Origin of the sequence: Mesorhizobium sp. M7A.F.Ce.TU.012.03.2.1, assembly GCF_004006095.1 — a bacterium.
GTDB lineage: Bacteria > Pseudomonadota > Alphaproteobacteria > Rhizobiales > Rhizobiaceae > Mesorhizobium.
The window spans coordinates 2,592,517-2,616,843 of sequence record NZ_CP034779.1; the positions used below are offsets into that span (position 1 = coordinate 2,592,517).

Annotated in this window: 17 protein-coding genes and 2 pseudogenes; 11 read left to right on the plus strand and 8 right to left on the minus strand. The window is 63.2% G+C overall.

What is annotated here, in order from left to right:
- A complete protein-coding gene (locus EJ079_RS12530; protein WP_023811047.1) occupies positions 1-1,011 on the plus strand; it encodes a sugar-binding transcriptional regulator in 1,011 nt (336 codons plus the stop codon).
- Here the strand turns inward: EJ079_RS12530 and EJ079_RS12535 are convergent.
- From EJ079_RS12535 to EJ079_RS12545, 3 genes are read right to left on the minus strand one after another with little or no spacing between them, the layout of a single operon-like run.
- Positions 998-1,849, minus strand: a complete 852-nt coding sequence (locus EJ079_RS12535; protein WP_127809111.1) for a TIGR01459 family HAD-type hydrolase — start codon at positions 1,847-1,849, stop codon at positions 998-1,000. The genes EJ079_RS12530 and EJ079_RS12535 overlap by 14 nt on opposite strands.
- A complete protein-coding gene (locus tag EJ079_RS12540) occupies positions 1,846-3,120 on the minus strand; it encodes an FGGY-family carbohydrate kinase (RefSeq protein WP_164873941.1) in 1,275 nt (424 codons plus the stop codon). Before EJ079_RS12540 ends, EJ079_RS12535 begins: the two co-directional genes overlap by 4 nt.
- 7 nt (positions 3,121-3,127) lie before the next feature.
- Complete coding sequence (locus EJ079_RS12545; RefSeq protein WP_127809113.1) at positions 3,128-4,171, minus strand: class II aldolase/adducin family protein; 1,044 nt, start codon at positions 4,169-4,171, stop codon at positions 3,128-3,130.
- A 193-nt stretch (positions 4,172-4,364) separates the two neighbouring features.
- On the opposite strand from EJ079_RS12545, the gene EJ079_RS12550 reads away from it, so the two are divergent.
- The 7 genes from EJ079_RS12550 to EJ079_RS12580 all read left to right on the plus strand — a co-directional run bounded on the left by EJ079_RS12550 (position 4,365) and on the right by EJ079_RS12580 (position 11,746).
- Positions 4,365-5,141, plus strand: a complete 777-nt coding sequence (locus EJ079_RS12550; RefSeq protein WP_127266683.1) for a DeoR/GlpR family DNA-binding transcription regulator — start codon at positions 4,365-4,367, stop codon at positions 5,139-5,141.
- Positions 5,138-6,511 carry a carbohydrate kinase gene (locus tag EJ079_RS12555; protein WP_127809114.1) on the plus strand — a complete coding sequence of 458 codons (1,374 nt, stop codon included), beginning with the start codon at positions 5,138-5,140 and terminating at the stop codon, positions 6,509-6,511. Before EJ079_RS12550 ends, EJ079_RS12555 begins: the two co-directional genes overlap by 4 nt.
- A complete protein-coding gene (locus EJ079_RS12560) occupies positions 6,508-8,052 on the plus strand; it encodes a sugar ABC transporter ATP-binding protein (protein WP_127809115.1) in 1,545 nt (514 codons plus the stop codon). The genes EJ079_RS12555 and EJ079_RS12560 overlap by 4 nt, the downstream gene beginning before the upstream one ends.
- Positions 8,049-9,047: a ribose ABC transporter permease gene (locus EJ079_RS12565; protein WP_127809116.1), complete on the plus strand. Its 999-nt coding sequence runs from the start codon at positions 8,049-8,051 to the stop codon at positions 9,045-9,047. The genes EJ079_RS12560 and EJ079_RS12565 overlap by 4 nt, the downstream gene beginning before the upstream one ends.
- A 76-nt stretch (positions 9,048-9,123) precedes the next feature.
- A complete protein-coding gene (locus tag EJ079_RS12570) occupies positions 9,124-10,062 on the plus strand; it encodes an ABC transporter substrate-binding protein (RefSeq protein ID WP_027038073.1) in 939 nt (312 codons plus the stop codon).
- Between the two features lie 97 nt (positions 10,063-10,159).
- On the plus strand, positions 10,160-11,053 hold the full coding sequence (locus EJ079_RS12575; RefSeq protein ID WP_127809117.1) for a sugar phosphate isomerase/epimerase: 894 nt from the start codon (positions 10,160-10,162) through the stop codon (positions 11,051-11,053).
- Positions 11,054-11,392: 339 nt separating this feature from the next.
- A complete protein-coding gene (locus EJ079_RS12580) occupies positions 11,393-11,746 on the plus strand; it encodes a cupin domain-containing protein (RefSeq protein WP_127266678.1) in 354 nt (117 codons plus the stop codon).
- 1,260 nt (positions 11,747-13,006) lie between these two features.
- Here EJ079_RS12580 and EJ079_RS33875 read toward each other — a convergent pair.
- On the minus strand, positions 13,007-14,929 hold the full coding sequence (locus EJ079_RS33875; protein ID WP_245481863.1) for a hypothetical protein: 1,923 nt from the start codon (positions 14,927-14,929) through the stop codon (positions 13,007-13,009).
- A 740-nt stretch (positions 14,930-15,669) separates the two neighbouring features.
- Between EJ079_RS33875 and EJ079_RS12595 the strand changes: the two genes are divergently transcribed.
- From EJ079_RS12595 to EJ079_RS12605, 3 genes and pseudogenes are all read left to right on the plus strand, one after another.
- Positions 15,670-16,983: an integrase arm-type DNA-binding domain-containing protein gene (locus EJ079_RS12595; protein WP_127809118.1), complete on the plus strand. Its 1,314-nt coding sequence runs from the start codon at positions 15,670-15,672 to the stop codon at positions 16,981-16,983.
- A gap of 207 nt (positions 16,984-17,190) precedes the next feature.
- A pseudogene (locus EJ079_RS12600) lies at positions 17,191-17,641 on the plus strand (divalent metal cation transporter); the annotation flags it as partial.
- Positions 17,642-17,873: 232 nt separating this feature from the next.
- Complete coding sequence (locus EJ079_RS12605) at positions 17,874-18,152, plus strand: DUF680 domain-containing protein (protein WP_127809119.1); 279 nt, start codon at positions 17,874-17,876, stop codon at positions 18,150-18,152.
- A 492-nt stretch (positions 18,153-18,644) separates the two neighbouring features.
- On the opposite strand, the gene EJ079_RS12610 is transcribed toward EJ079_RS12605, so the two are convergent.
- The 4 genes and pseudogenes from EJ079_RS12610 to EJ079_RS12630 all read right to left on the minus strand — a co-directional run bounded on the left by EJ079_RS12610 (position 18,645) and on the right by EJ079_RS12630 (position 23,781).
- Complete coding sequence (locus EJ079_RS12610; RefSeq protein ID WP_127809120.1) at positions 18,645-19,283, minus strand: ATP-binding protein; 639 nt, start codon at positions 19,281-19,283, stop codon at positions 18,645-18,647.
- Between the two features lie 91 nt (positions 19,284-19,374).
- Positions 19,375-19,539: pseudogene (locus EJ079_RS33880) on the minus strand (LuxR C-terminal-related transcriptional regulator); the annotation flags it as partial.
- Positions 19,540-19,807: 268 nt separating this feature from the next.
- Positions 19,808-20,179: a response regulator gene (locus tag EJ079_RS12625; protein ID WP_127809121.1), complete on the minus strand. Its 372-nt coding sequence runs from the start codon at positions 20,177-20,179 to the stop codon at positions 19,808-19,810.
- A complete protein-coding gene (locus EJ079_RS12630) occupies positions 20,179-23,781 on the minus strand; it encodes a PAS domain-containing protein (RefSeq protein ID WP_127809122.1) in 3,603 nt (1,200 codons plus the stop codon). The genes EJ079_RS12625 and EJ079_RS12630 overlap by 1 nt, the downstream gene beginning before the upstream one ends.
- Positions 23,782-24,327: the final 546 nt, after the last annotated feature.

A 24,327-nucleotide genomic window follows, 5' to 3' on the forward strand; every position in this document is an offset into this window, starting at 1 on the left:
TTGGGCAGACGACGACAGGGCGAAAGCGAAGACGGTCGAGGCGAGGCAACCGAGCAGGTCGCCAGCGAAAGCCGAACGGATCGCCTCAGGATTCGCGCCGCCTGGATGTATTTCGTCGAACAGATGACGCAGAACGAGATCGCCGACGTGCTCGGCGTCGGTCGCGTCACCATCGTGCGCATGCTGGCGGATGCCCGGGCGCGCAACGAAGTGAAGATCACCATCGAGAGCGAATTGTCGGAAATTGTGCGGCTTGAGCGCGCGCTGGAGAAGACGTTCGGGCTGCAGCAGGCGCTGGTGGCGCCGCTTTCGGCACCCGATGCCGATCCGATACCGGCGATCAGCGCCAAGACCGGCAGTTTCCTGTCGGACACGATGAAGTCCGGCATGCGGGTCGGCGTCGGCTGGGGGCAGACGCTGTTCTCAAGCCTGCCCTTCATCAGCGCCAAGTCGCTCACCGACTTCAAGGTGATTTCGCTGCTTGGCGGTGTCGGCGTCGTGCGCCGGGTCAACCCAGCCGAGTTCGCCTGGCGCTTCGCTCAGATATTCCAGGGCGACGGCTATCTGATGCCGACACCGGCCGTCGTCGACAGCGTCGAGACCAAGATCGCACTGATCGAGCGCTGCGGCCTGCAGGAGATTTTCGAAATGGCCGACGTGCTCGATGCCGTTCTGCTGAGCGTCGGCGGGATTGCCTCGGCCACCACCTTCTCTCGTGGCGGCTTCCTCAAGGAGGCGGATCGGGAGGCCCTGCTTGCGCGTGGCGCCGTGGGTGACCTCCTGTTCCATTTCTTCGACCGCAACGGCGATCTGGTCGACCATCCCGTCAACAGCCACGTGATGTCCGTGGATGTCGACCGTCTGCGCAAGGCGCCGATCCGTATCCTCACCTCCGGTGGCGAGGAGAAAACCGAAGCGCTGCTCGGCGCCATGACCCTCATCGCCCCAACCATCCTGATCACCGACGAGGAGAGCGCGCGGCGCATGCTGGAAGCGGTCAGCGGAAGCTGAAGCTGTCCGTGATGTAGTCCGGCCAGGCCTGTTGTTCGTCGAAAACAGCGGCGAGATCCGGTGTGTCCGCCAGTATTCCGCTCAGCACCAGCGCGGTGGCGATGCCGGTGCTGTTCCCCCCCGATATATCGTGTTCGACGCTGTCGCCGACGCAGACCACGGTGCCACGGTCCGGCTTGCCGGCCAGCGCCAGCGCGGCTTCGAAAATCGCCTTGTCGGGCTTGCCGATACGGGTAACGCTGCCGCCCAGGCTTTCATAGAGATCGGCCAGACGGCCGGCGCCGAAGCGAGGGCCAACGGCCGTCAGCATGACGATGTCGGGATTGGTGCAGAAACACGGCACCCGCCGCTCTGCAGCCGGCGCGAACAGCCTGCGATAATGGTCGAGGTCAAAGCGGTCACCCTCGCTGGCCGCGATCAGCACCAGTTCGGCCTCATCGCCGGACCCGGTCAGCACAAAAGGCAGGCCCTCGATCGCGGAGCGGTCAGCTTCACGGCTGATCAGCAGACATTTTGTCCCTGGGCGCAGCTTCCCCGAAATCGCCATCTGCCTGAAGGATCGCCACGCCACCTCGCCGGAAGAAACGAAATGATCCCAGCTTCCCGCTTCGAAGCCGAGTTTCATGAGCCGGCTTTCATTGGGTCGTGCCCGCCTGCCGGAGTTCGAAACCAGCACCACGGTCTTGCCGGCGCGCTTCAGCGCCGACAGCGCTGCCACCGCGCCTGGATAGGGCCGTGTGCCGTCATGCAGCACGCCGAACTGGTCGAGCAGGAACACATTATAGCGCTCCGCCAGCGGCCCGATGCCGTCGAGACGTTCGATCGTTTTGGCGCTCATAGGAGTCCTGCCCGGCTTGCACCCATCAGCGCCAGCCGCGCCGTGCCGGCGGCGGCCTCGTCGGAAAGCGCGGGCAGGAAATCGACGCCGAGCCTGCGCCGCCGGATTGCCGTCCAGGCCGGGTTCGCCGCCCCGCCTCCGACGCTCCTGACCGATATCAGCGCGGGCGCGCCGAGTTCGGCAAGCCTGTCATAGCCGAGCGCTTCGATCGCGGCGATGCCTTCGAACATCGCTTTCAGATAATCGGCGTCATCCGCCGGCCGGGGCGCAAGGCGAGGCGGCAGCGCCGGATCGGCGATCGGAAATCGTTCGCCCGTGGCGGGAAGCGGATAGTAATCGAGGCCGGTGTCGGTCTCCGGGTCGATTGTCGCGCTGAGTTCGATGATACGGGCGAGCGGAAAATGCTGAGCCAGCACCTTGCCGCCGGAATTCGACGCACCGCCTGCCAGCCAGGCGTTGCCGAGCCGGTGGCTGTAGATGCCGAAGCGCGACGCCGAAATCGGCCGGTCGGACAGGATCTTGATGGTCAGCGAGGATCCCAGCGCAGTGACGCCGTCGCCGATCGCGGCAGCACCGGTCGCCAGGAACGAGGCGCAGCCATCCGTGGTGCCGGCGACGACGGCCACATCGCGCGGCAAGCCGAACAGTTCTCCGGCTTCCGCGGTGAGGGCGCCGGTGACTTCGCCCGGTTCGGCCACGCGCGGCAGCAACTCCACGCGCATTCCGGTCGCCGCGATCCATTCCGGCCAGCGCCGGGCCTCGACATCATAGCCTGTCTTCAGGGCATTGTTCTCGTCGCTGACGTCGAAGCGGCCGGAGAAGTTTCCGGCAATCCAGTCGGCCTGATGCAGCACCGCCGCAATGTCCGGCAGATGCTGGAAGCGCAGGGCCTTGGCGAGGCCGGATGTCGCTCCGTGCGCTGCACTTGCAGCCGGCGCGGTGCGGGCGATAGCGGCCAGGATGTCGTCGTCATCGACCTTGTCGTTGTACATCAGCGGTTCGGCCAGCGGCCGCCCGGCGGCGTCGACCGGCAGCAGCGTGCCGGAGGTGCCGTCAACGGCGATGGCGCGGACCGCCGTGCGGTCGATGCCGGAAAGCAGCTCCGTCAGCACCGTCTTGACCGCTTGCCACCACGCCGTGGGAGCTCGCCCATCGCTGCCAAACCTGTCGAGTGGGACGGCCGCGTGCCCGGCTATGGAAAAATCCGGGCGCATGGCGACGGCGCGCGCACCCGATGTGCCGATGTCGATGCCGATGACAAGTGGCATCATGCCCATGCTAGCCGCCAGCCGCGTTGAGCTTCTGGCGATATTGCTCGGCGTCCCAGTTGACCAGTTCGTCATTCTCGGAAGCGGTGAGATAGTTCAGCCGCGCGGCGACATCGATGCGCGCCGTCACGTCGGCGAGGCAGCGTTGCATGGCATCGGCGCCGGCACTGGCGTCGCCGCGCATCAGCACGCCTGCGCCGGGAAACAGGATCGCCGCAGGCGACGTGCCCAGTCGTGCAATGACATCGGCCACGGCCTCGCCTGGTTTCGCCACGACGGAGCCCTGGCCGAGGAAGATGACGTGGTCCGGATAGAGGCTGCCGGCCTGCGCCATGCGGCGGCTCTCAGGGTCGAGCGCAACCGCATGCGCTTCGACAGCGGCCGGTAATCTGTAGCCGCTGCCGCCGGCAAGCGCCGCCAAGGCGTCGAGGTCTGGTGCGGCGGTCGCGCGCGCCGGCCGGGCCAGCAATGACCTGATACGGCGCAGCAGAAGCTCCGCCCCGGCGACGGTCTCGGCGGCGACGACCAGGCCGTGATTGCCAAGGATCAGCACGTCGACACCAGGCCGCAGTTTCTCGGCGATGCCGCGTGCAAGCGGCAGGCCGGGCCGGAAATAGGGCACATAGGCCCATTCGATGCCATCGAGCCGCCTGGCGACCTCGGCCTCGCCATCGGCCTGCACGGCAAGCGAGATGGTGTCGACGCAATGGACATGCAGAACAACGCGCTGCGGCATCAGGGCGTGCACCGTGGTCTCGATCGACGGCCGCAGGCCGCGCGGGTTGAGCGCTGCAATGGTAAAACCCTGCGGCAGGTCGGCGGCGCGATCGCGCTGCTCGACGGCTTTCAGCAGCGGCGCCATCGCCACCGGCACCATGATGTCATCGACGAGCGCGTCCTTCAGCCAGGTGCCGGACGCCTTGATCCACAGTGTGTCGCCGGCTTTCAGCGAGGTGTTGCCGCCTGCCGCCTGGGTCAGGTGCGGGCTCTGCCCGATGCTGGCCGAAAGCGCCCGCAAGGCCGCCAGTTCCTGCGCATCAGCTTGGGTCGCCATGGCGCTTTTCCTCCAACGGCTCGGCCGTGTCCTGCGCGAAATCCCGTTGCCGGGGTCGAATAGGCGCTGATATCGCAGATACGAGTGATCTGCGTCAATAGTGATATACTATCATCAAAACGCGCTTGCAATCTGGCTAATGTTGAGTAAGTTGCACCAACTGCCATGGAAAATGGCATCCGGGAGGAAAGAATTGAGCGACTCCGGCCGCCAGCGTCAGATCGTCGAACTGCTGCGGGACCGTCCGTTCGCTTCGGTGCGCGAGCTGCAGGAACGGCTTGGCGTTTCGGCCGCGACGGTCAGGCGCGATATCGACAGGATCGATGAAGCCGGCGAAGCACGGAAAGTCTATGGCGGCATCTCGGCGCTCGACGGCGCTTCCCAGGCCGGGGTCGCCTACGCCCGGCCCTACGACGAGAACCGTGACCTTGCGGTCGAGGCCAAGCGGCAGATCGCCGCGCTGGCGGCGACCATGGTGCGCGACGGCGACGCCGTCATCGTGCATGGCGGCTCGACCTGCTTCCATCTCGGGGTCAAGCTCGCCGAGCGCAACATCCGCCTCTACACCAACTCGATGCCGCTGGCGGCCTATCTCAGCGATCACGGCCATTGCAGCCTGACGGTTGCCGGCGGTGACCTGCATCGCGAGCCCGGCATCATCCATTCGCTCACCCAGGCCGTGCCTTTCTACGCCTCCAAATTCTTTCTCGGCGCGCAAGGCCTTGGCCAGGAAGGCGTGATGGAATCGCACCCGCTGCTGGTACGCTCGATCGTCGATCTCAGCCTCTGCGCCGACCAGATCGTGGTGCTGGCCGACAGCCGCAAACTGTCGATCCACGCGCGCAATGTCGCGCTGCCGCTTTCCCGCATCGGCACGCTGGTCACCGACGACGGCCTCTCCGACGCCGATGCGCGCATGCTGGAAGACGCCGGCGTCATGGTGCGGATAGCCTCGGGAGCCATCCAGTGAAGGTGGCTGTCCTCGATTTCGGCAAGACCAATTCGAAGCTGTTCGTCTTCGGCCAGGACGGGCGGATCATCGACGAGCGCCGGACACAGCCGAAATGGGTGCGCCAAGACGGTTTCAGCGTGCTCGACGAGGCGGCGCTCCACCGTTGGGCGCTCAGCGCCGTTGCCGATGCGGTCGACGGTCATGGAGTGGAAGGGGTCATGGTGTCGGGCCATGGCTGCACCTTTGCCTTGGTCGACGAAGCGGCGCTGACGCATCCGATCCTCGATTACGAGCAAGAGCCGCCGGCCGAGATTGCCGCGCGGATCGATCGCCGCATTCCGGACTTTTCCGAGACGTTTTCGCCGCGGCTGCCGCTCGGCTTCAACTACGGCCGCCACATGCTGTGGCTGCAGGAGGTCGATCCGGACGCGTTCGCTGCGTCGAAATCGATCCTCGGCTATCCGCAATACTGGAGCTGGCGCCTTGGCGGGCGGGCGGTCTCGGAAGTGTCCTATCTCGGCTGCCATTCGCATCTGTGGGCGCCGCGCAGCCAAGACTTTTCCTCGCTGGTCGACGCGCAGGGCTGGCGTGACCGGATGCCTGCCTTCGAGCGCGCCGGCACGGTTATCGGCGAGCAGCGCCTCGGCGCTGCGGTGATCGCCATCCACAACGGCGTCCATGACTCGAATGCGGCGCTGCATGCCTATCGCCGGCAGGAGCTTGGCCCGGTCACCGTCGTTTCGACCGGCACCTGGGTCATCGTGCTCAATCCGGACTGCCCGCTCGACGCACTCGACCGGGATCGCGACATGCTGGTCAACGTCGATGTCGGCGGCGGCCCAGTGCCGACCATCCGCTTCATGGGCGGGCGCGAATTCGCAACAATCAGCGCCGGCTGGCAAGGCGAGATCGCCGGCCCAGTGGTGCAGCGGGTGATCGACGCCGGCATCATGGCGCTGCCGAGCTTTGCGCCAGGCGGGCCGATGTCGGGGCATTCCGGCCGACTGGTCGGGCGCGCGCCCAATGCCGAGGAACGCGCGGCCGCGGCGCTGCTCTACGTCGCGCTGATGGTCGATCTCTGCCTCGACCTCATCCATTCGAACAACACGGTGATCGTCGACGGCGGGCTGAACACGGGCGGCCTGCTCGCCGCGCTGCTGGCGCAGTTGCGTCCCGGCCAGGCCTTCCTGCAGGGCGCCACGCTGGAGGGCAGCGCCACGGGTGCCGCGGCGCTCGCCTTCGAGAGCGTCGGGCGCGAATTCGCCGCCGAAGTTCCGGAGCCGGTGCGCGCATCGCGTTTCACCGGGTTGGCAGGCTATCGCAGCAATTGGCGCGACGCCACCATGGACCGCGGCGTCGCTGATGCGGCAGTGGGAGGCGCGCGATGAGTGCGATTGCCAGGGCCGAGACCGCGCGCCAGCCGGTGCTGGAGATGCGGCACATCTCCAAGACGTTCGGCACCATCCGTGCCTTGCACGATGTCTCGCTCAGCGTCCACGCCGGCGAGCTGCACGCCTTGATGGGCGAAAACGGCGCCGGCAAGTCGACATTGATGAAAGTGCTTTCAGGCGCCTATCGGCCGGATGCCGGCGGCGAGATCCTGATCGACGGCATGCCGGCCGCGACCGGCGATCCGATCAAGGCGCGCGCCAGCGGCGTCGCGGTGATCTATCAGGAGCTGTCGCTGGCGCCCAATCTGACGGTGGCGCAAAACATCTTCCTCGGCAACGAGCCGCGACGCTTCGGTATCGTCGACCGCGACCAGTGCACCCGGCGCGCCAGGGAGATCATCGCGCGTCTGGGCGTCTCCTTTTCGGCCCGCGACATGGTCTCCAGCCTGTCGCTCGGCGAGCGCCAATTGGTCGAGATCGCCCGCGCGCTGTCGACCAATGCGCGCATCATCGTCATGGACGAGCCGACCACGTCGCTGACCTCGCGCGAGACCGACCGGCTGTTCGAGGTCATCGCGACGCTGAAATCGCAAGGCATCGCAATCATCTACATCAGTCACCGCATGGAAGAGGTCTACCAGCTTGCCGATCGCGTCAGTGTGCTGCGCGACAGCGGCTATGTCGGTACGCTCGAGCGTGCCGACCTCAGCGCCTCGCGCCTGGTGTCGATGATGGTCGGCCGCGATCTGTCGGCTTTCTACAAGAAGGATCATCGGCCGCCGGACGAAAAGCGCGCGGTGGCGCTCTCGGTGCGTGGCATGTCCGACGGCCGTCTCCTGAAAAACTGTTCGTTCGACCTGCACAAGGGCGAGGTGCTGGCGCTGGCGGGTCTGGTCGGCTCCGGCCGTACCGAGCTTGCGCGGCTGATCTTCGGCGCCGACAGGCGCGTGTCAGGCACGCTGGAACTCGACGGCAAACCTGTAACCATCGGCTCGCCGCGCGAGGCGCTCGATGCCGGCATCGCCTATCTGACCGAGGATCGCAAGGAACTCGGCCTGTTCCTCGACATGTCGATTTCCGACAACATCAGCATGGGCGTGCTGGCGCGGGATTCGCATGCCGGCGGCTTGCGCGACTTCGCGGCCGCCGAAAGGCGCGCTTCCAGGGCCGTTGCCGATCTCTCCATCCGCACCAGTTCGGTGCAGGCCAATGCCGGCTCGCTGTCCGGCGGCAACCAGCAGAAGGTGCTGCTCGCCCGCCTGCTCGAAACCGAGCCGAAGGTGGTCATCCTCGATGAGCCGACCCGCGGCGTCGATGTCGGAGCGAAATCGGAAATCTACCGGCTGATCGACAATCTCGCCAAACAGGGCATCGCCATCCTGATGATCTCCAGCGAACTGCCCGAGGTGATCGGCGTCGCCGACCGCGTGCTGGTGATGCGCGACGGTACGATATCGGGCGAGGTGACGGCATCGCAAGGCGAGCCGCTGAGCCAGGAGAAAATCATGGAACTTGCAACGGGAGCGGCTCAGCAATGACCGACAAGGCGACCGAGATCAGCGCAGGCGGCCAGGCCACCGGCACAAGCCGACGGTTGCGCACGGCTTTCGCTGCCCTCGGCATGCTGCCGGTGCTGATCCTGCTGGCGGCCGGCTTCCAGTTCCTGAACCCCCGCTTCCTGACCGAGACCAACCTCTTGATCGTCACCCAGCAGTCGTCGATCAACATCGTGCTGGCGGCCGGCATGACCTTCGTCATCCTGACCGGCGGTATCGACCTGTCCGTCGGCGCCATCCTCGCCGCATCGGCGATGGTGGCGGTGATGGTGTCGCTGGCGCCGGACTGGGGTTTGCTCGGCGTGCCGGCGGCCATTCTGGTCGGCCTCGGCTTCGGCCTCATCAACGGGCTGCTCATCGCCTACATCAAGTTGCCGCCCTTCATCGTCACGCTGGGTTCGCTGACCGCGGTGCGCGGCGTCGCCCGCCTGCTCGGCCAGGACACCACGGTGTTCAACTCGGACCTGCCGTTCGATTTCATCGGCAACGGTTCGCTGTTCGGCATTCCGTGGCTGGTCATCATCGCGCTGTCGGTGGTTGTGCTGTCCTGGCTGGTGCTCAAGCGCACCGTGCTCGGCACCTGGATCTATGCCGTCGGCGGCAATGCCGAAGCGGCGCGGCTGACCGGCATCAAGGTGCCGCTGGTGCTGCTCTTCGTCTATGGCGTTTCCGGCCTGCTGGCCGGTCTTGGCGGCGCCATGTCGGCGGCCCGGCTCTACGCAGCCAACGGCTTGCAGCTCGGGCAATCCTACGAACTCGACGCCATTGCCGCGGTCATCCTCGGCGGCACCAGCTTCGTCGGCGGCGTCGGCTCGATCTGGGGTACGCTGATCGGCGGCCTGATCATCGCGGTGCTCTCCAATGGGCTCATCTTGGCCGGTGTCTCCGACATCTGGCAGTACATCATCAAGGGATTGGTCATCATCGTGGCGGTCGCCCTCGACCGCTACAGGCTCCAGGCAGGAGCAAGAACGTGATTGACCTTAGTCGCCGGCGTCAACGACCGGTTTGTGTAACGCACCGTGAGAGGCGCGGGGCAATCGGAGGAAAGCAATGAAGACCATCGCCAAACTGCTCTGCGGCGTCGCACTCGCGTCGCTCGCCATCGCGCCTGCTTCGGCCAAGGACCTCAACAAGGTCGGTATCTCGGTCGGCCTGCTCGGCAATCCCTTCTTCGTCGCCACCATCAAGGGCATCGAGGACGCGGCCAAGAAGATCAACCCGAAGGTCGAGGTGACCTCGGTGTCGGCCGACTATGACCTCAACAAGCAGGTCTCGCAGGTCGATTCGTTCATCGCCGCCGGCGTCGACGTGATCATGCTCAATGCCGTCGACGCCAAGGCGATCGCGCCGGCGGTGAAGAAGGCACAGGCTGCGGGTATCGTCGTTGCCGCCTTCGACGTTTCGGCGCCGGGCGCCGACGTCACCGTGATGACCAACAACGTCAAGGCCGGCGAAGAGGCCTGCCAGTACCTGGTCGACCACACCGGCGGCAAGGGCGACTACGTCATCCTCAACGGACCGGCATCGTCCTCGATCCTGGAGCGGGTGAAGGGCTGCAAGAACGTGCTGGCGCAGCATCCCGACATCAAGATCCTCTCCGACGACCAGAATGCCGAAGGCTCGCGCGACGGCGGCCTGAAGGTGTTCCAGTCGCTGCTCACCCGCTTCGACAAGATCGATGCGGTGTTTGCCATCAATGACCCGACGGCGATCGGCGCCCAGCTTGCGGCCAAGCAGCTCAACCGTTCGGAATTCATCTTCACCGCCGTCGACGGCGCGCCCGATATCGAGAAGGAGCTCTCCTCCGGCACCTCGATGATCAAGGCTTCGGCCTCGCAGGATCCTTACGTGATGGCCGGCCAGTCACTGACGATGGCGGCCGAACTGCTGGCCGGCAAGAAGCCGGCGGAGCCGACCGTGCTGCTCGACCCGAAGCTGATCACGGCCGAGAACCTGAAGGACTACAAGGGCTGGACCGCGGCCCGCTAAACGTCCCTCAGCAGCGTGCGGCCGGGATCACCCGGCCGCACGTCTTGTCCAGGCATCGGTTCCCCATGGGGCCGATGCGCAGAAGCCGGAGACGATGATGTCGCGTATTGGAATCCATTCTTTTGTCTGGTCGGCGGGCTCGGCTCAGGCCGATCTCGAGCGCACGCTGGCCAACACCAGGGAGGCCGGCTTCGACCTCATCGAATTCTCCTATCTCGACCCCGCCAATGTCGACATCGGCGGGCTCGCCAGGCGCATTGCCGATCTTGGCCTCGGCGTGGCGATCAGCATCGGATTGCCTGTTGATGGCGACATTTCGAGCGCCGACAAGGCGATTGCCGCGCGCGGCGTCGAAATCCTCAACGACACCATCGCGCTGACGCGCGATCTCGGCGGCCGGAAGGTCGCCGGCATTCTCTCGACCAGCCACGGATTGCAGGTCGAGGCGCCGACGCGCGATCAATGGCAGCGCAGTGCCGGCACGCTGGCCAAGGTTGCCGAGACAGCCAAGGCGGCCGGCGTCACGCTCAACCTCGAGATCGTCAACCGCTTCGAAAGCAATCTGCTCAACACCGCCGCGCAAGGGCTGGCCTTCATCGAGGACACAGGCTCGGACAACATCTTCCTGCATCTCGACACCTTCCACATGAACATCGAGGAGGCCGATGTCGGGCTGGCCATCCGTCATGCCGCGGATAAGATCGGCTATGTCCATATCGGCGAAAGCCATCGCGGCTTCCTCGGCACCGGCAATATCGACTTCGCCGCGATCTTCGATGCGCTGACCGCTATCGGCTACAGCGACGACCTCAGCTTCGAATCCTTCTCTTCGGAAATCGTCGATGAGAACCTGTCGAAGAAGACCGCGATCTGGCGCAATCTGTGGACGGACAACATGGCGCTGGCCAAGCATGCGCGTGCTTTCATCGGTCTGGGAATAGAGACGGCAAGGCGCAAGGCGGAACTCGTCTCGGCGCGGCACAAACCCTGACCCGCCCGTCGAGGGCCGAAGGACGCGGCGTGCGCCACAGGGCAGGGTGCCGAACTCAGATTAACAACAGGCCTCGAGGCAGCCGGTATTGGCGGCTTTTGTGCCGCCATTTTTCCGAGATAGGAATTTTTTCTTGACGCGGTGACCTCAGCTATGGTACATATTTGCCTATGGTGCTGACTTGCGCCAGTGACCCGCCGCACAGGCGGGTTTTTTGTTTGATGCACCGTCAGCCAAGGTGCCGGCCGTATGGCGCCGGCATTGCTCGCGGCAGGTGCATCGGTTATCTGACCGGCCAGGCAAACAACGCCACGCAATCCACCAAACGGAGCCCAGCACATGACCCGCGAGACAATCCTCAAATTCGGCACCGTCGAACACGCGGACGCCGGCGATCTGGCTGGCTGGATCGTCGTCGAGGGCAAGCCGACCATGCAAACCGCCGTCCAGCACACGACCGAGGACGGCAAGGTGTTGTCGGGCACCTGGCGCGCGACGCCCGGCACCTATCACGCCACCTATACCGACTACGAGTTCGTGCACATGATCGCCGGCCGCATCATCATCACGCCGGACGGCGGCACACCGGTCGAGGTCGGCCCCGGCGATGCCTTCGTGGTGGAAGCCGATTTCAAGGGAACCTGGAAGATCATCGAGCCGGTGACGAAGCATTTTGTCGTGCGGGTCGGCTGAGGCGGGGTGATCCGTCTGGCCCGCCATGGTTCGCATGGCGGGCGAGTGCTCAAGCGAACGCTTTTTCGTGCCTGCGCGGGGCCTTTTGGAGGCCATCCCACCCGACATCGCGTGGCTGTCGCCGATGACTCGGAGGAGGTGCGCTGACCTGAAGCGCGGTAAGCCTATTCGCTGATCTCTGCATTCGCCGGGGCCTCGGCCAGGCCAATCGCCGGACTCCGGCCATTGGATCACGAAGGCGTCTGCGGCGTCATCCACGGTCGGCATCGACTGAGTGATACGGCACTCGCCAGCCAAGCGATCTCTCACCGGTGCTTACCAGCCAAGTATCCTTGATACACCGGATTGATCCCCTAGTTCTTTCGGGGGCGCGGCAATCGCGAGGTTGCCGCGGGGGCAGCGGCGGTTCGCGCCGTTCTGACTGCAAGCCGCGGAAAGACGGTTGGACCGACGCATCCATGGAGGTTGTCGTGCGTCAATCGTGTGGATTCACCTGTGCGTATTTCGTCTTAGCTTGCTCGATCGCGGTAGTTTGCGCAGGAGCTGCAACCGGTGGTCAGCAGGGCGGAGGGCATGGCAACGGCGGCCATGGTTCTGGTGGCCATGGTGGCGGCGGAGGTCATGACGCCGGCGGCAACCACGGCGGCTCGCAGAAAGGGACTAGCGATGACCCCGGCGGCTCCAGTTCGTCGGCGGACGACGGCGAGACCAGCACAAGCGGCACTGCGACAGTCCCTGGGACGGTAGGTCCGGCCGCCGCTACTGCTGTTGCGTCCGCAAGGGGCGGACAGTCGCTCGACCTGCCGGCCGCTCTCCAGCCTCCCAGCGACAGCAACACTCAATCAACAGTCAGCCGAACCGAGGCGCTGCCGGGCGTCCCGGATAAAGTCGTTCGGGCCTGCCATGATGCCATCGAGTCGGCCGCCGCTCCGTTTGGGGCGACCAGCGTGCGCGTCGCCAGCGCGGGCGTCGTACATCAGTTGAGTCGGGCGACGATCTCGGCCCCTATCGAGGTCAGCATCGACTATGTGCGGCAAGGCAACGTGGAAACACGGCAGGCGGCGGTCCAATGCGAATTGGACGCGACAGGCAGCGTGATCGGCCTGCCATAGCGAACCGCGCAGAACACCTCGCTGATGAAGCAGGGTGAATTCGAGAGGCCATTCATCTTTGGCCGAAATGGCAGCAGGCCTCGGGTGTGTTACCAAGGGTGCGGGGCATCAAAGATGGCCTTCCACGGAAGGGACCGCGCAGTCGGAATCACTGTGGTGTCGCGTGTCTTGGCAAGAGCGAGTAAGGAAGTGTGATCGAACGCACCCGGGTCATCCGCGAAGGGTTGCGAACCTTGCCAGTCTTCTTGCTGACGGCCGTCACCTGGCTGGCTGCCGCGCGGCCAGAACGCGGCTTCAGGGGCGGTTCGATCTGCGCGCTGCGGCGCTCAGTCCTGAGCCTGTCGTTGTCCCCGCGCGCCGCAGCCAAGTCGCGGGCAAGAGAAACAGTGGCCTCGCGTTGCTCGTCCAGAGCCTCCTGAAGCTTAGCGACACGCACCAAAAGAGCTTGGGCGGCGGCTTCGCGCTCGATGCGGGCTCTGTCGAGATCCTTACGATTCATGACGGCTGTAGTACGTTCCCGTGCCAGAGCCTGTGCCGTCTCGGTTGCGGCCTGCTCGGCACGCTCTTTCGCTGAGACTGCTTTGGCTCGCTCCAGTTCAGCCGCCTGGCGCTCGACGCGAGCTTCTTTCAGCTCCTCAACGGCCGCTGCTGCTACAGCGCGTTCTCGTGCGAGCGTTCGCTCCGTGTCAGCTGCGGTCCGCTCCACTTGTTGTCTCGCTGTGACCGCGTCGGTCCGTTCCTGCTCAGCCGCGGCCGTACGCTTCATGAGTGCGGCATTGGCCAGTTTCGCTTCGGCGAGATCGCCACGAAGCAGCTCCGCCTTCCGGCGTTCGTCGTCGAGCATGCCGCTCGCCTGCCCCAGTGAAGCCTTGGCCGTGGCGCGATCCTCGGCGGCCTGGGTCTCAAGCTGTTCAATTTGGACGCGCGCTTGCGATAAACCGCGCGCCTGCCTTTGGGCCTGCTCCTGCTCGAGATGAGCAGCGGGCATCTCCTCAAGGACATAGCTGGTGGCCTCGCTCAGCATCGTGCGGGCATCTCCCGCAATGCGCCGCAACGCGTCAAGAGTGCGGGCCGCCGCGAGTTCATTGCGCAACCGCTCCTCGCGCGCGTCATCGGCAGCTGCCATGCTTGCCCTCAGCGTGTGGATCTGCTTGCTCGCCTCGAGGAGCGCTCCCTGCAGAGCGGCGCTCCTGGCACGCTCGCCTTCCGCCGCCCGGTGTTCCTGGTCGGCCAATTGTCTCGCAGCGGCAGACTGAGCACGATCCGTCCCGTCTTGCGCCTGGTTAGCCGTGAGATCCGGGCCAAGCAATTCGGCACTCGCCTGAAGTTTCAACGGGCGCGAAAGGTCTCGATGGGCCTGGTCTTGGGTTTGCGAGATGGCTGAAGCGCTTTCGACCCAGATTTGTCTCGTCATCGCATAGCCAATCGGCGCGGCCAGACAAATGGCGGCGAGACCCAAACGCGATACAAGAACGATCGGCCTGCGAACGACAGGGTTTGAGGCAGGCGCCATGGCCGGGTCGGGATCTCCCATCTGAGCTGTGAAATTCAAACCGCGATCCGCAGCATAGGCCAACGGAGCAATTTTTGGCGGTGAAGCTCTATGGCGCAATTGGTCCCATGCCGACCCGCAAATCCGCTTCCCATATTCCGCGATCGCGCTGATGGATGCTGCAAGCCGGCCAGACTGCACACTGTTCGGTGCAGGAGCACCGGTCACCAACGAGCTCCCGCTGGGTTCGGATGTCGCGGCGAAATGCTCGATTCGCACTCCGAACCGAGAGTAGTTGGTATTTTGAGCCCGAACATCCAGGCCGACCGCATGCAAGGGGTTGGCAGCCTTGGAAGAAGCAGGTCCGGCGACAAGTCCGGCCGGGCTTTCCCATTCCCAAGAAGCCTCGTCGGCGATACCGGATCTGCCTTCGTCAAACGCTGCAAGGCGGCTCCGTCGCACCGCGGCAAGGATACGCCGGAGCACAAGATAGGCGCCTACCGATGCAAGCGTCACTACCGCGCTCAGAATGGTCAAATTTACGTCGTTTGCATACATTTCGGCAAGATAATTTGGCATTGCCGTGCCCGTGCGTTCTGGGGTGTATCGTCAAGTTCGTAAAGCGATGTCTGGTCATCCGCCTTGGTATTGGCCAAGGCCTTACCGCCCTCGAAACGTCGCTTTCATCGGGATCCTTCTGGTACTTGCGAATTGTTGCGGATGGGGCGCCGGTCGCGTGCTGATAGATCGCCGCGGTTTATATTCGTTGGCGGGCAATGGCCGACCAAGGACACATGCGGGGCCCTGAGACGCCGATTTGCGCCTCTGCATATCAACCTCGCGAGAGTTCGCCGGTGCGGACAATTCGCCACTTCCCGGCTCTTGACTGTCCATCATGAACTTTAAGCTAGGTCACAGCGCACCACGGTCAACCATCACCTCGCAATGATCCTGCCGGCAGCCTTCGGCCAGACAAAAGGGCCATTGTAGTGCCCGCTCTTCGGAGCGAAGCTGGATCGTTCGGCGATGCATTCCCGGCGAAATTAGAATTCGTCGTACTGTTTCGCGAAAAGTACGACGTCAGTTTGCTAAGCTGGTGAAAAGCGTGGTGATCCCGACAGGAATCGAACCTGTGACCTACAGATTAGGAATTTGTCAGACGGCCTTTTCTGTTGTTTCTCGTTGCACGCCGCCGTACGATTGATGCCCCCTAAGGCGTTAAGGCTGTTGCGTTTTTCGTGCTGCGCGCCTATCGTAGCGTAGGCATACCAACAGATCGAACGTAGCGCAATCGCCGTACTAATACCGTACTAATTGTCATGACCGACCTTCGTCTCTCCCTCAACGACCGTGCCGTCGCAATGCTTCAGACCGCGGCCTCAGGGCAGTATTTTGCCCGCGATACCGATCTGCCGGGTTTCATGGTGCTTGTCGGCAAACGGCGAAAAACATTCGTTGTCCAGGGTGAGCGGAGGAAGGCGGGAAAGCGCCTTTCCGTCCGCATGAAGGTAGCTGAAGTTGGAGAGCTCACGACACGAGCGGCGCGGGCGAAGGCAAAGGTCATTCTCGGGAAGATCGCCAACGGCGTGGATCCCCGCCCATCGAGGCTAAAGCTGGAGGCTGATGCCGCCGCCGCCGATTTGCCGTCGATAGGGAACCCCACGCTGCGCATTGCCTGGGCGCGCTACCGTGACGGGCATATGAAGAAGAAGGACAGGAGCGAAGGGACGATCAACAACTACCGCGATCATGTCGAGCGGCTGTTGGCTGACTGGCTTGACGAACCTCTGTCCAAGTTCGGCTACGATCCTGCCTTGGTAACGACACGGCACGAGAAACTAACCAAGCAAAACGGCGCATACATCGCCAATGGCTGCATGCGAACGTTGCGCGCCGTCTACAATCATGCGCGAAAGGCCGCCCGCTCTTTGCCTGCCGACAACCCGGTATCAGCCATAGACTGGAATGCCGAACACCGGCGCAACTCCGCGCTTGGCCTGTCGGATCTGAACGGGTGGTTCAGCCAACTCGCTGCTTTAAAGAACCCCGTCCGACGTGAGTTCCATCTGTTCATGCTGCTTTCGGGCCATCGACCTGAGGCAATCAGAAAGGCAAGGGTCGAGCATGTCGATTTCCGCGCGCGAGTCCTGCACATACCAAGGCCAAAGGGTGGTGAGGTCAAGGCCTTCGACATACCGCTTTCGAGAGCCATGATCCGCTGTCTGGTTCGGGTGATGCGGCTTGGCCGGGCTCTCTACAGCGAGCAATCGCGTGACTGGCTCTTCCCGGCCGACAGCGGAAGCGGTCACATGGCCGAGCACAAGGAGAAGCGCGATGATTTGTCGAAGTGGGGCAATGACCTGCGGCAGACTTTCCGCACAATCGCGCAGGCCGCAGGCGTTGCGGAACTGGATGTTCACCTTCTGATGAATCACTCGATCCCCGGTGTCAACGCAGGGTACATAACGCGCAACAAGCTGCTGAGCGATCATCTGCGCCAGCAGCAGGAAGCGATTTCGAGTCGGATACTAGAGGCCGGTCGTTGGCGGCAAAATCAATCGCAGCGCCGCACTTCTGCCTGGCCCGAGCTCCCGGCCAGGCGCATCCTTGATGGACTGATGAGCGGCAAGTGAGGAGCGGCAATTGGCTGTTCGCAACGTCTGGCTTGATGCGGCCACGACCTTTCACGCCGAGACTTGTTCCGCGACAACGCGAACACTCCCATCGTTGGCGCAGGGCGCCTGTGCAGAATAATTTTCTGGATGACGGAGCTTTTGCCCTGGCGACAAGTTACCTCGTTCGCAGCGAAGGGAGGCTGTCAGCATGCAAAAGAACAATCCGTTGTTGGCCCCTCTAAGCCCCGGCTACTCGGCGCCTTGGGACCTGGCCTGATCACGGGCGCGTCGGACGACGATCCCAGCGGCATTGCCACGTATTCCCAGGCGGGCGCGCAGTTCGGCTTCGGCCTGACTTGGACGTTACTTTTCAGCTATCCGCTTATGTCCGTGGTGCAGGAAATCAGCGCCGGGATTGGCCGCACCACCGGCCAAGGGATTGCCGGAAACATGCGCCGGTATTACCCGAACTGGCTGCTCCAGTCGGCCGTCATTTTACTCCTCATCGCCAACATCATCAACATCGGCGCTGACCTCGGCGCCATGGGCGACGCCCTAAATTGATCATTGGCCGGCCACATCTCGCCTACATCACATGTTCGCCGCGATATCCGTCGTCCTGCAAGTGTTCCTTAGATACAGCCGCTACGTCTCGGTGCAGAAATGGCTGACGCTGTCTTTGCGTACTTTGGAACCGTGCTCGTTGTGCATGGGCCATGGAGTGAAGTCGCTCGCGGCCTGTTCATACTGCTCAATGAGTATGTTCAGGCGCCGATATGATTGCAACACCATCGTATAGTGCAAATGGCTGCAGCGAATGGCTACCTTTTGGTGGTCCGAGTGATGATGACCTTCTCCCAGTTGCGTCATTGACGGACGGATCCCCTGAGGACCCAGGAGTATTTGAAATGAACAGGATCACTCTAATTGCCGCCGCCATTCTTCTTGCCACCGTTACTGCCTTTGCCGGCAGCGACCACTACGGCTCGGAGAATGTCAACAAACTGCGGTCGCCTTTCGGTATCGACCACGGCGTTACCGCCTCAATCCACAAGCCCGCCACGGGCAAGCATGTACACAAGCCCGCCACGGGCAAGCATGTGATTGTCGATCCTAATACGACGACTGTGCCTTCGACCAATGAATCCTGGCCAGATTTCAATCGGGGAATCTGGGGCAACAACTAAATCTATACCACTTTTTGCAGAGCCGAAGCGGCGGACAAGGGCGTCGACACCAGCGGCGATTGCCGTCTCGCCTTCGGTGAGCGACGTCACTGTACGATGCCCGCCCCCGGTAAACCAAAGTGAAGCTGACGACTGCCGGACGCGCGTCCTCTAGCGCAATCGGCAACGAAGCTGGTGTAGATCTCGGCTAGCTGGGAGTGGGACAGGTCCCGTAGCGCGCGAATTCGGACGCCAAGGCCTGCAGCCAGGCGACATTGCGAGCCGGCTCGGCTCGGGCCGGGCGGTGGCAGAAGACATTCACGTTTAAGGGACCGGCGATGGCGTCCCGTGTCCCAGTGATCATCCTTCGGGCCAGGGCGGCGCTCACAGCCCCTATGGCGATCGAACCGAGCCCTCCCGAGTTCGTAAACCCCCGCCGCTAACCTAGGCGTGAAGTTCCCGCCATCGGCGCTTGAATGATCGGCAACGCAAGGCCGAGGCGGCGGCGAAGGTCTAGCACGCCGCTCGCGCCTCCGCTGGGGCTCGTAGGCGTGCAAGGCATCCGCGCTCAGTGAACCACCATTCGATCGAGCCGCCCAAGTCGTTGGCCAAGGCGCGCGCTACCGAGACTCCGCGTCCCGGCGCGACGTTCTCGTCGCAGCGGCCGTCGTCGCCGACGGCGCAGATCACGTCATCGCCCGCCTGCGCCACCCTGACGGCAATACTGCCGGCCCGGCCGCGCAGCCCGTGCCGCGCCGCGTTGCGGATCAGCTCGGCAACAGTCAGCCCTATCCGCCACGCTCGGTCTGCCGACAGCCAGATATCGTCGGAATCCACTGATAGGTGAACGCCGCAATCAGCAAGGGTCGCCCTTGTAAAGGTGACGCAGACGCGTCCGAGATATTCGGCCAGGTTTACCTGGCCTTCGACAGGGGGTAGCAGCGCCCGATGCGCCTCGGCGTGTGCGCGGAGCCGGTCAGCGGCCTGCTTCAGCACCCTCCGCACGTCTGACCGTCCGTCGGCGGCTATCGCCAGCGCGAGGCCTGCAATCGCTTCTGCGTACTCGTTCGTGACCCGGTGGCCGATTTCCTCCACCAAATGCAGCGGTAGCTTGGGGTGCGCTGTAGGCGTGAAGTGGAATTGCAGTGTCATGGCTAAGGGCTCCGGCGCCTCGGGCGATGATCGCCCGAGGGCTGCAGGAACGAGACCCGATGCGCAGTAGCGGCGCTATTGAACCAAGGTATCAGCAGGCTTTGGGAGGGTGGCCGTCGGATGCAGTCGCAGGCGCTCTCATCCGCACTTGGTCGGCCAGAGACATCACGCGGCCGCGGTGCGCCTTCACCGTGATCTCGCTGATGCCTCCCAAATCGCCGCCCACCTGCTTGTTGAGCAGGCCGGTGACAACAAGTCGATGACCTCGCGTTAGGGATGGCTGATGATCGCCGACGAATGTCTGGAGATGCCGATCATTTTCATCAGCGGCTTCGGCGCTCTCCCGATGACCGTCCGCGCGTTGAAGGCGGGGGCCATAGATGAGGCCTTCTAGGGACTCGCGAACAGAGATGTCATCGTCGACGGCATGGACCGTTCAACCGGTGTCAGGCCGGGGATACTCCTTTGGCGGAGGGCGGGTGAGGGGCCTTCGTCGCGTTGAACGGCTTTTGCATGCAGAACCCTCATCGCCTTCCTAGCGCAGCTTCCACGGCCTTTACGATCGCCGCCTCCGTAAAAGGTTTGAGCAGAAAAGCCACCGCGCCGCGCTCGAGCACTTGCGCTTCCAACATTGCATCGGCGTAGGCCGATATGAAAACAATGCCTACGTCGATCTGCCGGTTCAGAAGCTGAATCTGCAATTCGGGACCTGTCATCCCCGGCATCGAGACGTCAAGAACCAGACAACCAGTCGACGTCAGTCCTTCGCAAGCGAGAAAAGCTTCCGCCGACTCGAAGGGGCGCGTGACGAACCCGTAGGAATTCAGGAGGTCAGGAAGGGACTCACGAACGGATTCGTCGTCGTCCACCACGCAGACCAGATTACTGTGCATCATTACGCTTGCCTTGAATTGAGACCTGCAACCTCTACGGCATTGCACGGCACGGAGAATGTGAACGTCGCTCCAGGCTCGTTCCGGTTGGGTACCGCCGTGAGGCTGCCCCCGTGGGCCTGGATGATCGAGCGACTGATAGACAGCCCTATGCCCATGCCATCGGGCTTGGTCGTCTGGAACGCCTGGAACAGCTTTTCGGTCTCCTGTGGGTTGATGCCGTGTCCGGAATCGCGGACTTCAAGCGAAATATTGCCATCGGGTTCGCACCGGGTCGCGATCCGAAGCATTCGGACCCGGTCCGTGACCTCGCTCATGGCCTCAGCGGCATTCAGGACGAGGTTCAGAATAACCTGTTGGATCTGGACTCGGTCCGCGGCCGCGTGGGGCAGGTCTCCTGCAAAGGTCGTTCGCACGATCACACGGCGACGCTGTAGTTCGCTTGCGAGGAGGGCAAGAACTTCGCGGGCAATCTCCTGCAGGTCGATTGGTTCAAGGGTCGGGGCGCGACGAGCGTAGAGCGAGCGCAGGCGCTTGATCACTTCCGATGCGCGGTTGCCGTCACGGAGAGTGCGCTGGGTAATCGTCAAGGCTCCCGCCACGTCAGGCGGCTCGGTCGCGAGCAGGCGCAGGCAGGTGCTTGAATTGGTGATGATACCAGCCAGTGGTTGGCTGACCTCGTGGGCTATGGATGCGGTGAGCGTGCTGAGCGCCGTCACGCGCGCAACATGAGCCAAGTCCTCACGCGCCCGATTGAGGTCGTCTTCGGCAAGCTTTCTGGCGGTGATATCCTGCAGCGCGCCCATGAACACCGGGCGATCGGGAATCTGGTCGATCCGATGGCCGACCACTTGAGCGTGGCGGATACCCCCATCGGTGTTGATCACACGGAATTCGAGCTCGAAGTTTTCGCCTATTTGCGCGCCGCCGATCAGGGCCTCGACCTGAGCCAGGTCGTCCGGATGAATTGCCCTCATCATCATGTCCATCGTGACCTTGCAACCAGGCTCGAACCCAAACACTTTGTAAATGACCTCAGACCAATTGTGCTCATCAGCGTGGACGTCCCAGGTAAAGCTCCCGGTTTGGCTCAAACGTTGGGCCGCGGTAAGGTAAGTGTTGGTCCGTGCCAGTTCGTCTTCCGCCAGTTTGCTGACGGTGACGTCTTGCGTGCTGCCCAGGTAGAGGATGCGATCGGTAATTTCCGGGATGCGCTTACTGACGGTATGAACATACTTGGTCTCGCCGGCTGGCGTGACGATCCGATAAAAGACGTCGAAGTCGGCCCCGAGACGCTTACCGTCGGCAATGACTTGCGCAACCCGGGGCAGGTCCTCGGGATGAATGCCGTTGAAAATCGTGTCTATCGTCGGAGGCTGCTCCGGATCAACGCCCCAGATCCGATAGTTTTCGTCTGACCAGTCTATGTCATCGGATTCCAGATCCCACGTGAAGCTACCGATCTGGCTGAGCGACTGAGCGGTCTTCAGGTAGCGGTTGGCCCTCGCGAGCTTGGCCTCACTCGCCTTGAGGGCGGCTTCAGCGAGCCGGTCTTTCGTTACGTCTTGGTTGCTGCCGATATAAACGAGACGATCGGTGATCTCCGGAATCCGGGTGCTAACCGTGTGGATATGCTTGACGCCTGCCGGCGTGACGATGCGGTAGGTAACATCGAAGTTCTCGCCAGACCCGCGGGCATCATCGATGGTCTTCACGACCAAATCTAGATCATCGGGATGGATCGCGTTCAGGATGATGTCTACTGTCGGCGTGGCGGCCCGGTCAACTTCCCAGATCCGATAGTTCTCGTCTGACCAGTCAAGCTCGTTGGAATCGACATCCCAGGTGTAACTGCCCACCTGACTGAGGGTCTGCGCGGCCTTGAGGTAGCGGTTGGCTCTCCGCAGACCGGCCTCACTCGCCTTAAGCGCCTCTTCGGAAACTTTGGCTTCGGTGATGTCCTGAAGTGCACCGAAATAGGCCGGCCCATCCGTGGTTTCCGGCATGCGTGTGGCAACTGAGCGAATATGCTTGACTACACCCGCAGGGGTTACAATGCGGTGCACCATCTCGAAGTTGGCGCCTGCCTGCACCGCCTCGCTCATGCCCGCCGTGACCCGTTCCCGATCATCGGGGTGGATCCCGTTGAAGACCATCGACATTGCCGGAGGGAGCGATGGGTCGATGCCCCAGATTCGGTAAGACTCGGCTGACCAGTCGAGGTGGCCCGTTTCAACACCCCAGGTAAAGCTGCCCGTCTTGCTGAGCCTTTGCGCCGCGGTCAAATACAGGTTGACCTGCTTGAGATCCGCTTCGCCCGCCTTCAAAGCAGCCTCGGCCAGCTTGCTCTCAGTGATATCCTGCGAGGTGCCGAGATAAACCACCCGGTCGGAGATCTCGGAAATGATCTCCATCACAGTATGCAGGTGCTTCACGCCCCCCACGGGCGTGACGATTCGATAGACGACATCTAACCCTTCCTTCGCCTGCGTGGCAGCGGCGAAGACCTCCAGCATCTGCTCGCGATCCTCTGGGTGGATGGCGGCGGCCACCATCTCCATGGTCGGGGGCACGGCCGGGTCGAACTCCCAGATGCGATAATTCTCCTCCGACCACACCTGCTGGTGGGAATCAGTATCCAGCGAAAAACTGCCGGTCTTGCTAAGCCGCTGCCCCCCTACAAGGAAGTGATTGGCCCGGCGGAGGTTAGCCTCGCTGGCCTTCAGGGCGAGGTCGGATCTGGCGCGTTCGATGGCGATGCCGGCTATGCGCGCGAAGCGGTCCACCAGTTCCTCATCCTGGTAGGTAGGGCCTTGCGACACATGCTTGTAGATCGCGAAAATCCCCAGCACGTTTCTATGACTGTCGAAGATCGGGGCAGACCAGCACGATGCCAAGCCGAAACCCGTGACGAGTTGCGGCCATGGCGACGCTGCCCAACGAGGATCTCTCGGCGGGTCGGCGGCGATAATGGTCGCGCGAGATACTACCGCCAGCGAGCAGGGGCCGTACTCCGGGTCGATCTTCAAGCCTTCTAGCGCGGCGTTGTAGTCTGCCGGAAGGTTTGGGCCCGCCGCAACCTGGAATCGCTGCCTGTCGTGGTCGACGTAGAGGATACTGCACACGGAGCCAGACGAGAGATCCTCAACGAGAAGACAAAGCTCGTTAAGCACGATAGGAAGCGGCAGACCACGTGCGACGAGCTCAAGCAGGCGCTTTTCCGCCGCCAACTGCGCCTCGGCCCGCGTGCGGTCCTCGATATCGGTGTTCACGCCGCACCAACCGATCAGGTTTCCCGCCATGTCTCTGAGCGGACGGGTCTGCAGGTTGAATCGCCTATAGACGCCATCGTGTCGGCGGAGCCGAGCCGTCACGTTGATTTCCTCAGGCGCCGTGACGCTAAGGGTTTCTTTCCACGCCGCCTCAACGACTACCAAGTCATCCGGATGGAAGAGCGAGATCCAGCCGGAAGCGTTCGCCAGCTCGAGCGTAGTTCCCGTGTACTCGCGCCAAAGTCGGTTGACGAAGTCACAGGATCCGTCTGGCGTGGCAGTCCATATCATCCCTGGCAGTGCGTCCAGCAGGCGAGTCTGATCCGTCTCCATCCTTGACTTTCGTGCTGTCCCCGGTTGACGAGAATGCAGAGCCCGACCCGCCCGCGTCCATAGGACTATGGTGTCGGTCTTCGCGATTCCTGGAGCCGCTCTCGTTGGGGGCCTGTCAGAGGCGCCCGGAGACCGCCACGCAGTAGGTGGCCGGTTGCCCTACGAAGCGCGACAAGACGTTTGCCTTCAGGAAGACGTGCTCCAGTGATAGGCGTCGGTGACATTGCGGCCAGATCGACGCCCCGCGCCTTCCATCTGCGCTTTCGGGGCCGCGCGAAGGTCCGCCGAGGTGTAGGCGCCGAAGCGCATCGGCTGTGGCGCGCCGATGCCAGCATAGGTCCGCCGCGGGCAGGAAGCATGGGAACTCCTGCGAAACGTAGAACTTGCCCTTGACGCCCCTGGATCGGCTGGAAGCGTCGATATTCACGATGAAGAATGAGGAAAAAGCAGAGGATTGCGATTGCCCCCCTCTGTTTTCGGTTCCGTGACCTTGCTTAAGGTTGTGGTGATCATCGACTCAAAGACCGCGTCGAATGTCCGGCCGAT

Bases quoted from the DNA above. Each gene is read 5' to 3' on its own strand.
- EJ079_RS12535 (WP_127809111.1), bottom strand. From the start codon at position 1,849: ATGAGCGCCAAAACGATCGAACGTCTCGACGGCATCGGGCCGCTGGCG.
- EJ079_RS12545 (WP_127809113.1), bottom strand. From the start codon at position 4,171: ATGGCGACCCAAGCTGATGCGCAGGAACTGGCGGCCTTGCGGGCGCTT.
- EJ079_RS12565 (WP_127809116.1), top strand. From the start codon at position 8,049: ATGACCGACAAGGCGACCGAGATCAGCGCAGGCGGCCAGGCCACCGGC.
- EJ079_RS12570 (WP_027038073.1), top strand. From the start codon at position 9,124: ATGAAGACCATCGCCAAACTGCTCTGCGGCGTCGCACTCGCGTCGCTC.
- EJ079_RS12540 (WP_164873941.1), bottom strand. From the start codon at position 3,120: ATGATGCCACTTGTCATCGGCATCGACATCGGCACATCGGGTGCGCGC.
- EJ079_RS12575 (WP_127809117.1), top strand. From the start codon at position 10,160: ATGTCGCGTATTGGAATCCATTCTTTTGTCTGGTCGGCGGGCTCGGCT.
- EJ079_RS33875 (WP_245481863.1), bottom strand. From the start codon at position 14,929: ATGCCAAATTATCTTGCCGAAATGTATGCAAACGACGTAAATTTGACC.
- EJ079_RS12595 (WP_127809118.1), top strand. From the start codon at position 15,670: ATGACCGACCTTCGTCTCTCCCTCAACGACCGTGCCGTCGCAATGCTT.
- EJ079_RS12560 (WP_127809115.1), top strand. From the start codon at position 6,508: ATGAGTGCGATTGCCAGGGCCGAGACCGCGCGCCAGCCGGTGCTGGAG.
- EJ079_RS12610 (WP_127809120.1), bottom strand. From the start codon at position 19,283: ATGACACTGCAATTCCACTTCACGCCTACAGCGCACCCCAAGCTACCG.
- EJ079_RS12625 (WP_127809121.1), bottom strand. From the start codon at position 20,179: ATGATGCACAGTAATCTGGTCTGCGTGGTGGACGACGACGAATCCGTT.
- EJ079_RS12580 (WP_127266678.1), top strand. From the start codon at position 11,393: ATGACCCGCGAGACAATCCTCAAATTCGGCACCGTCGAACACGCGGAC.
- EJ079_RS12630 (WP_127809122.1), bottom strand. From the start codon at position 23,781: ATGGAGACGGATCAGACTCGCCTGCTGGACGCACTGCCAGGGATGATA.
- EJ079_RS12605 (WP_127809119.1), top strand. From the start codon at position 17,874: ATGAACAGGATCACTCTAATTGCCGCCGCCATTCTTCTTGCCACCGTT.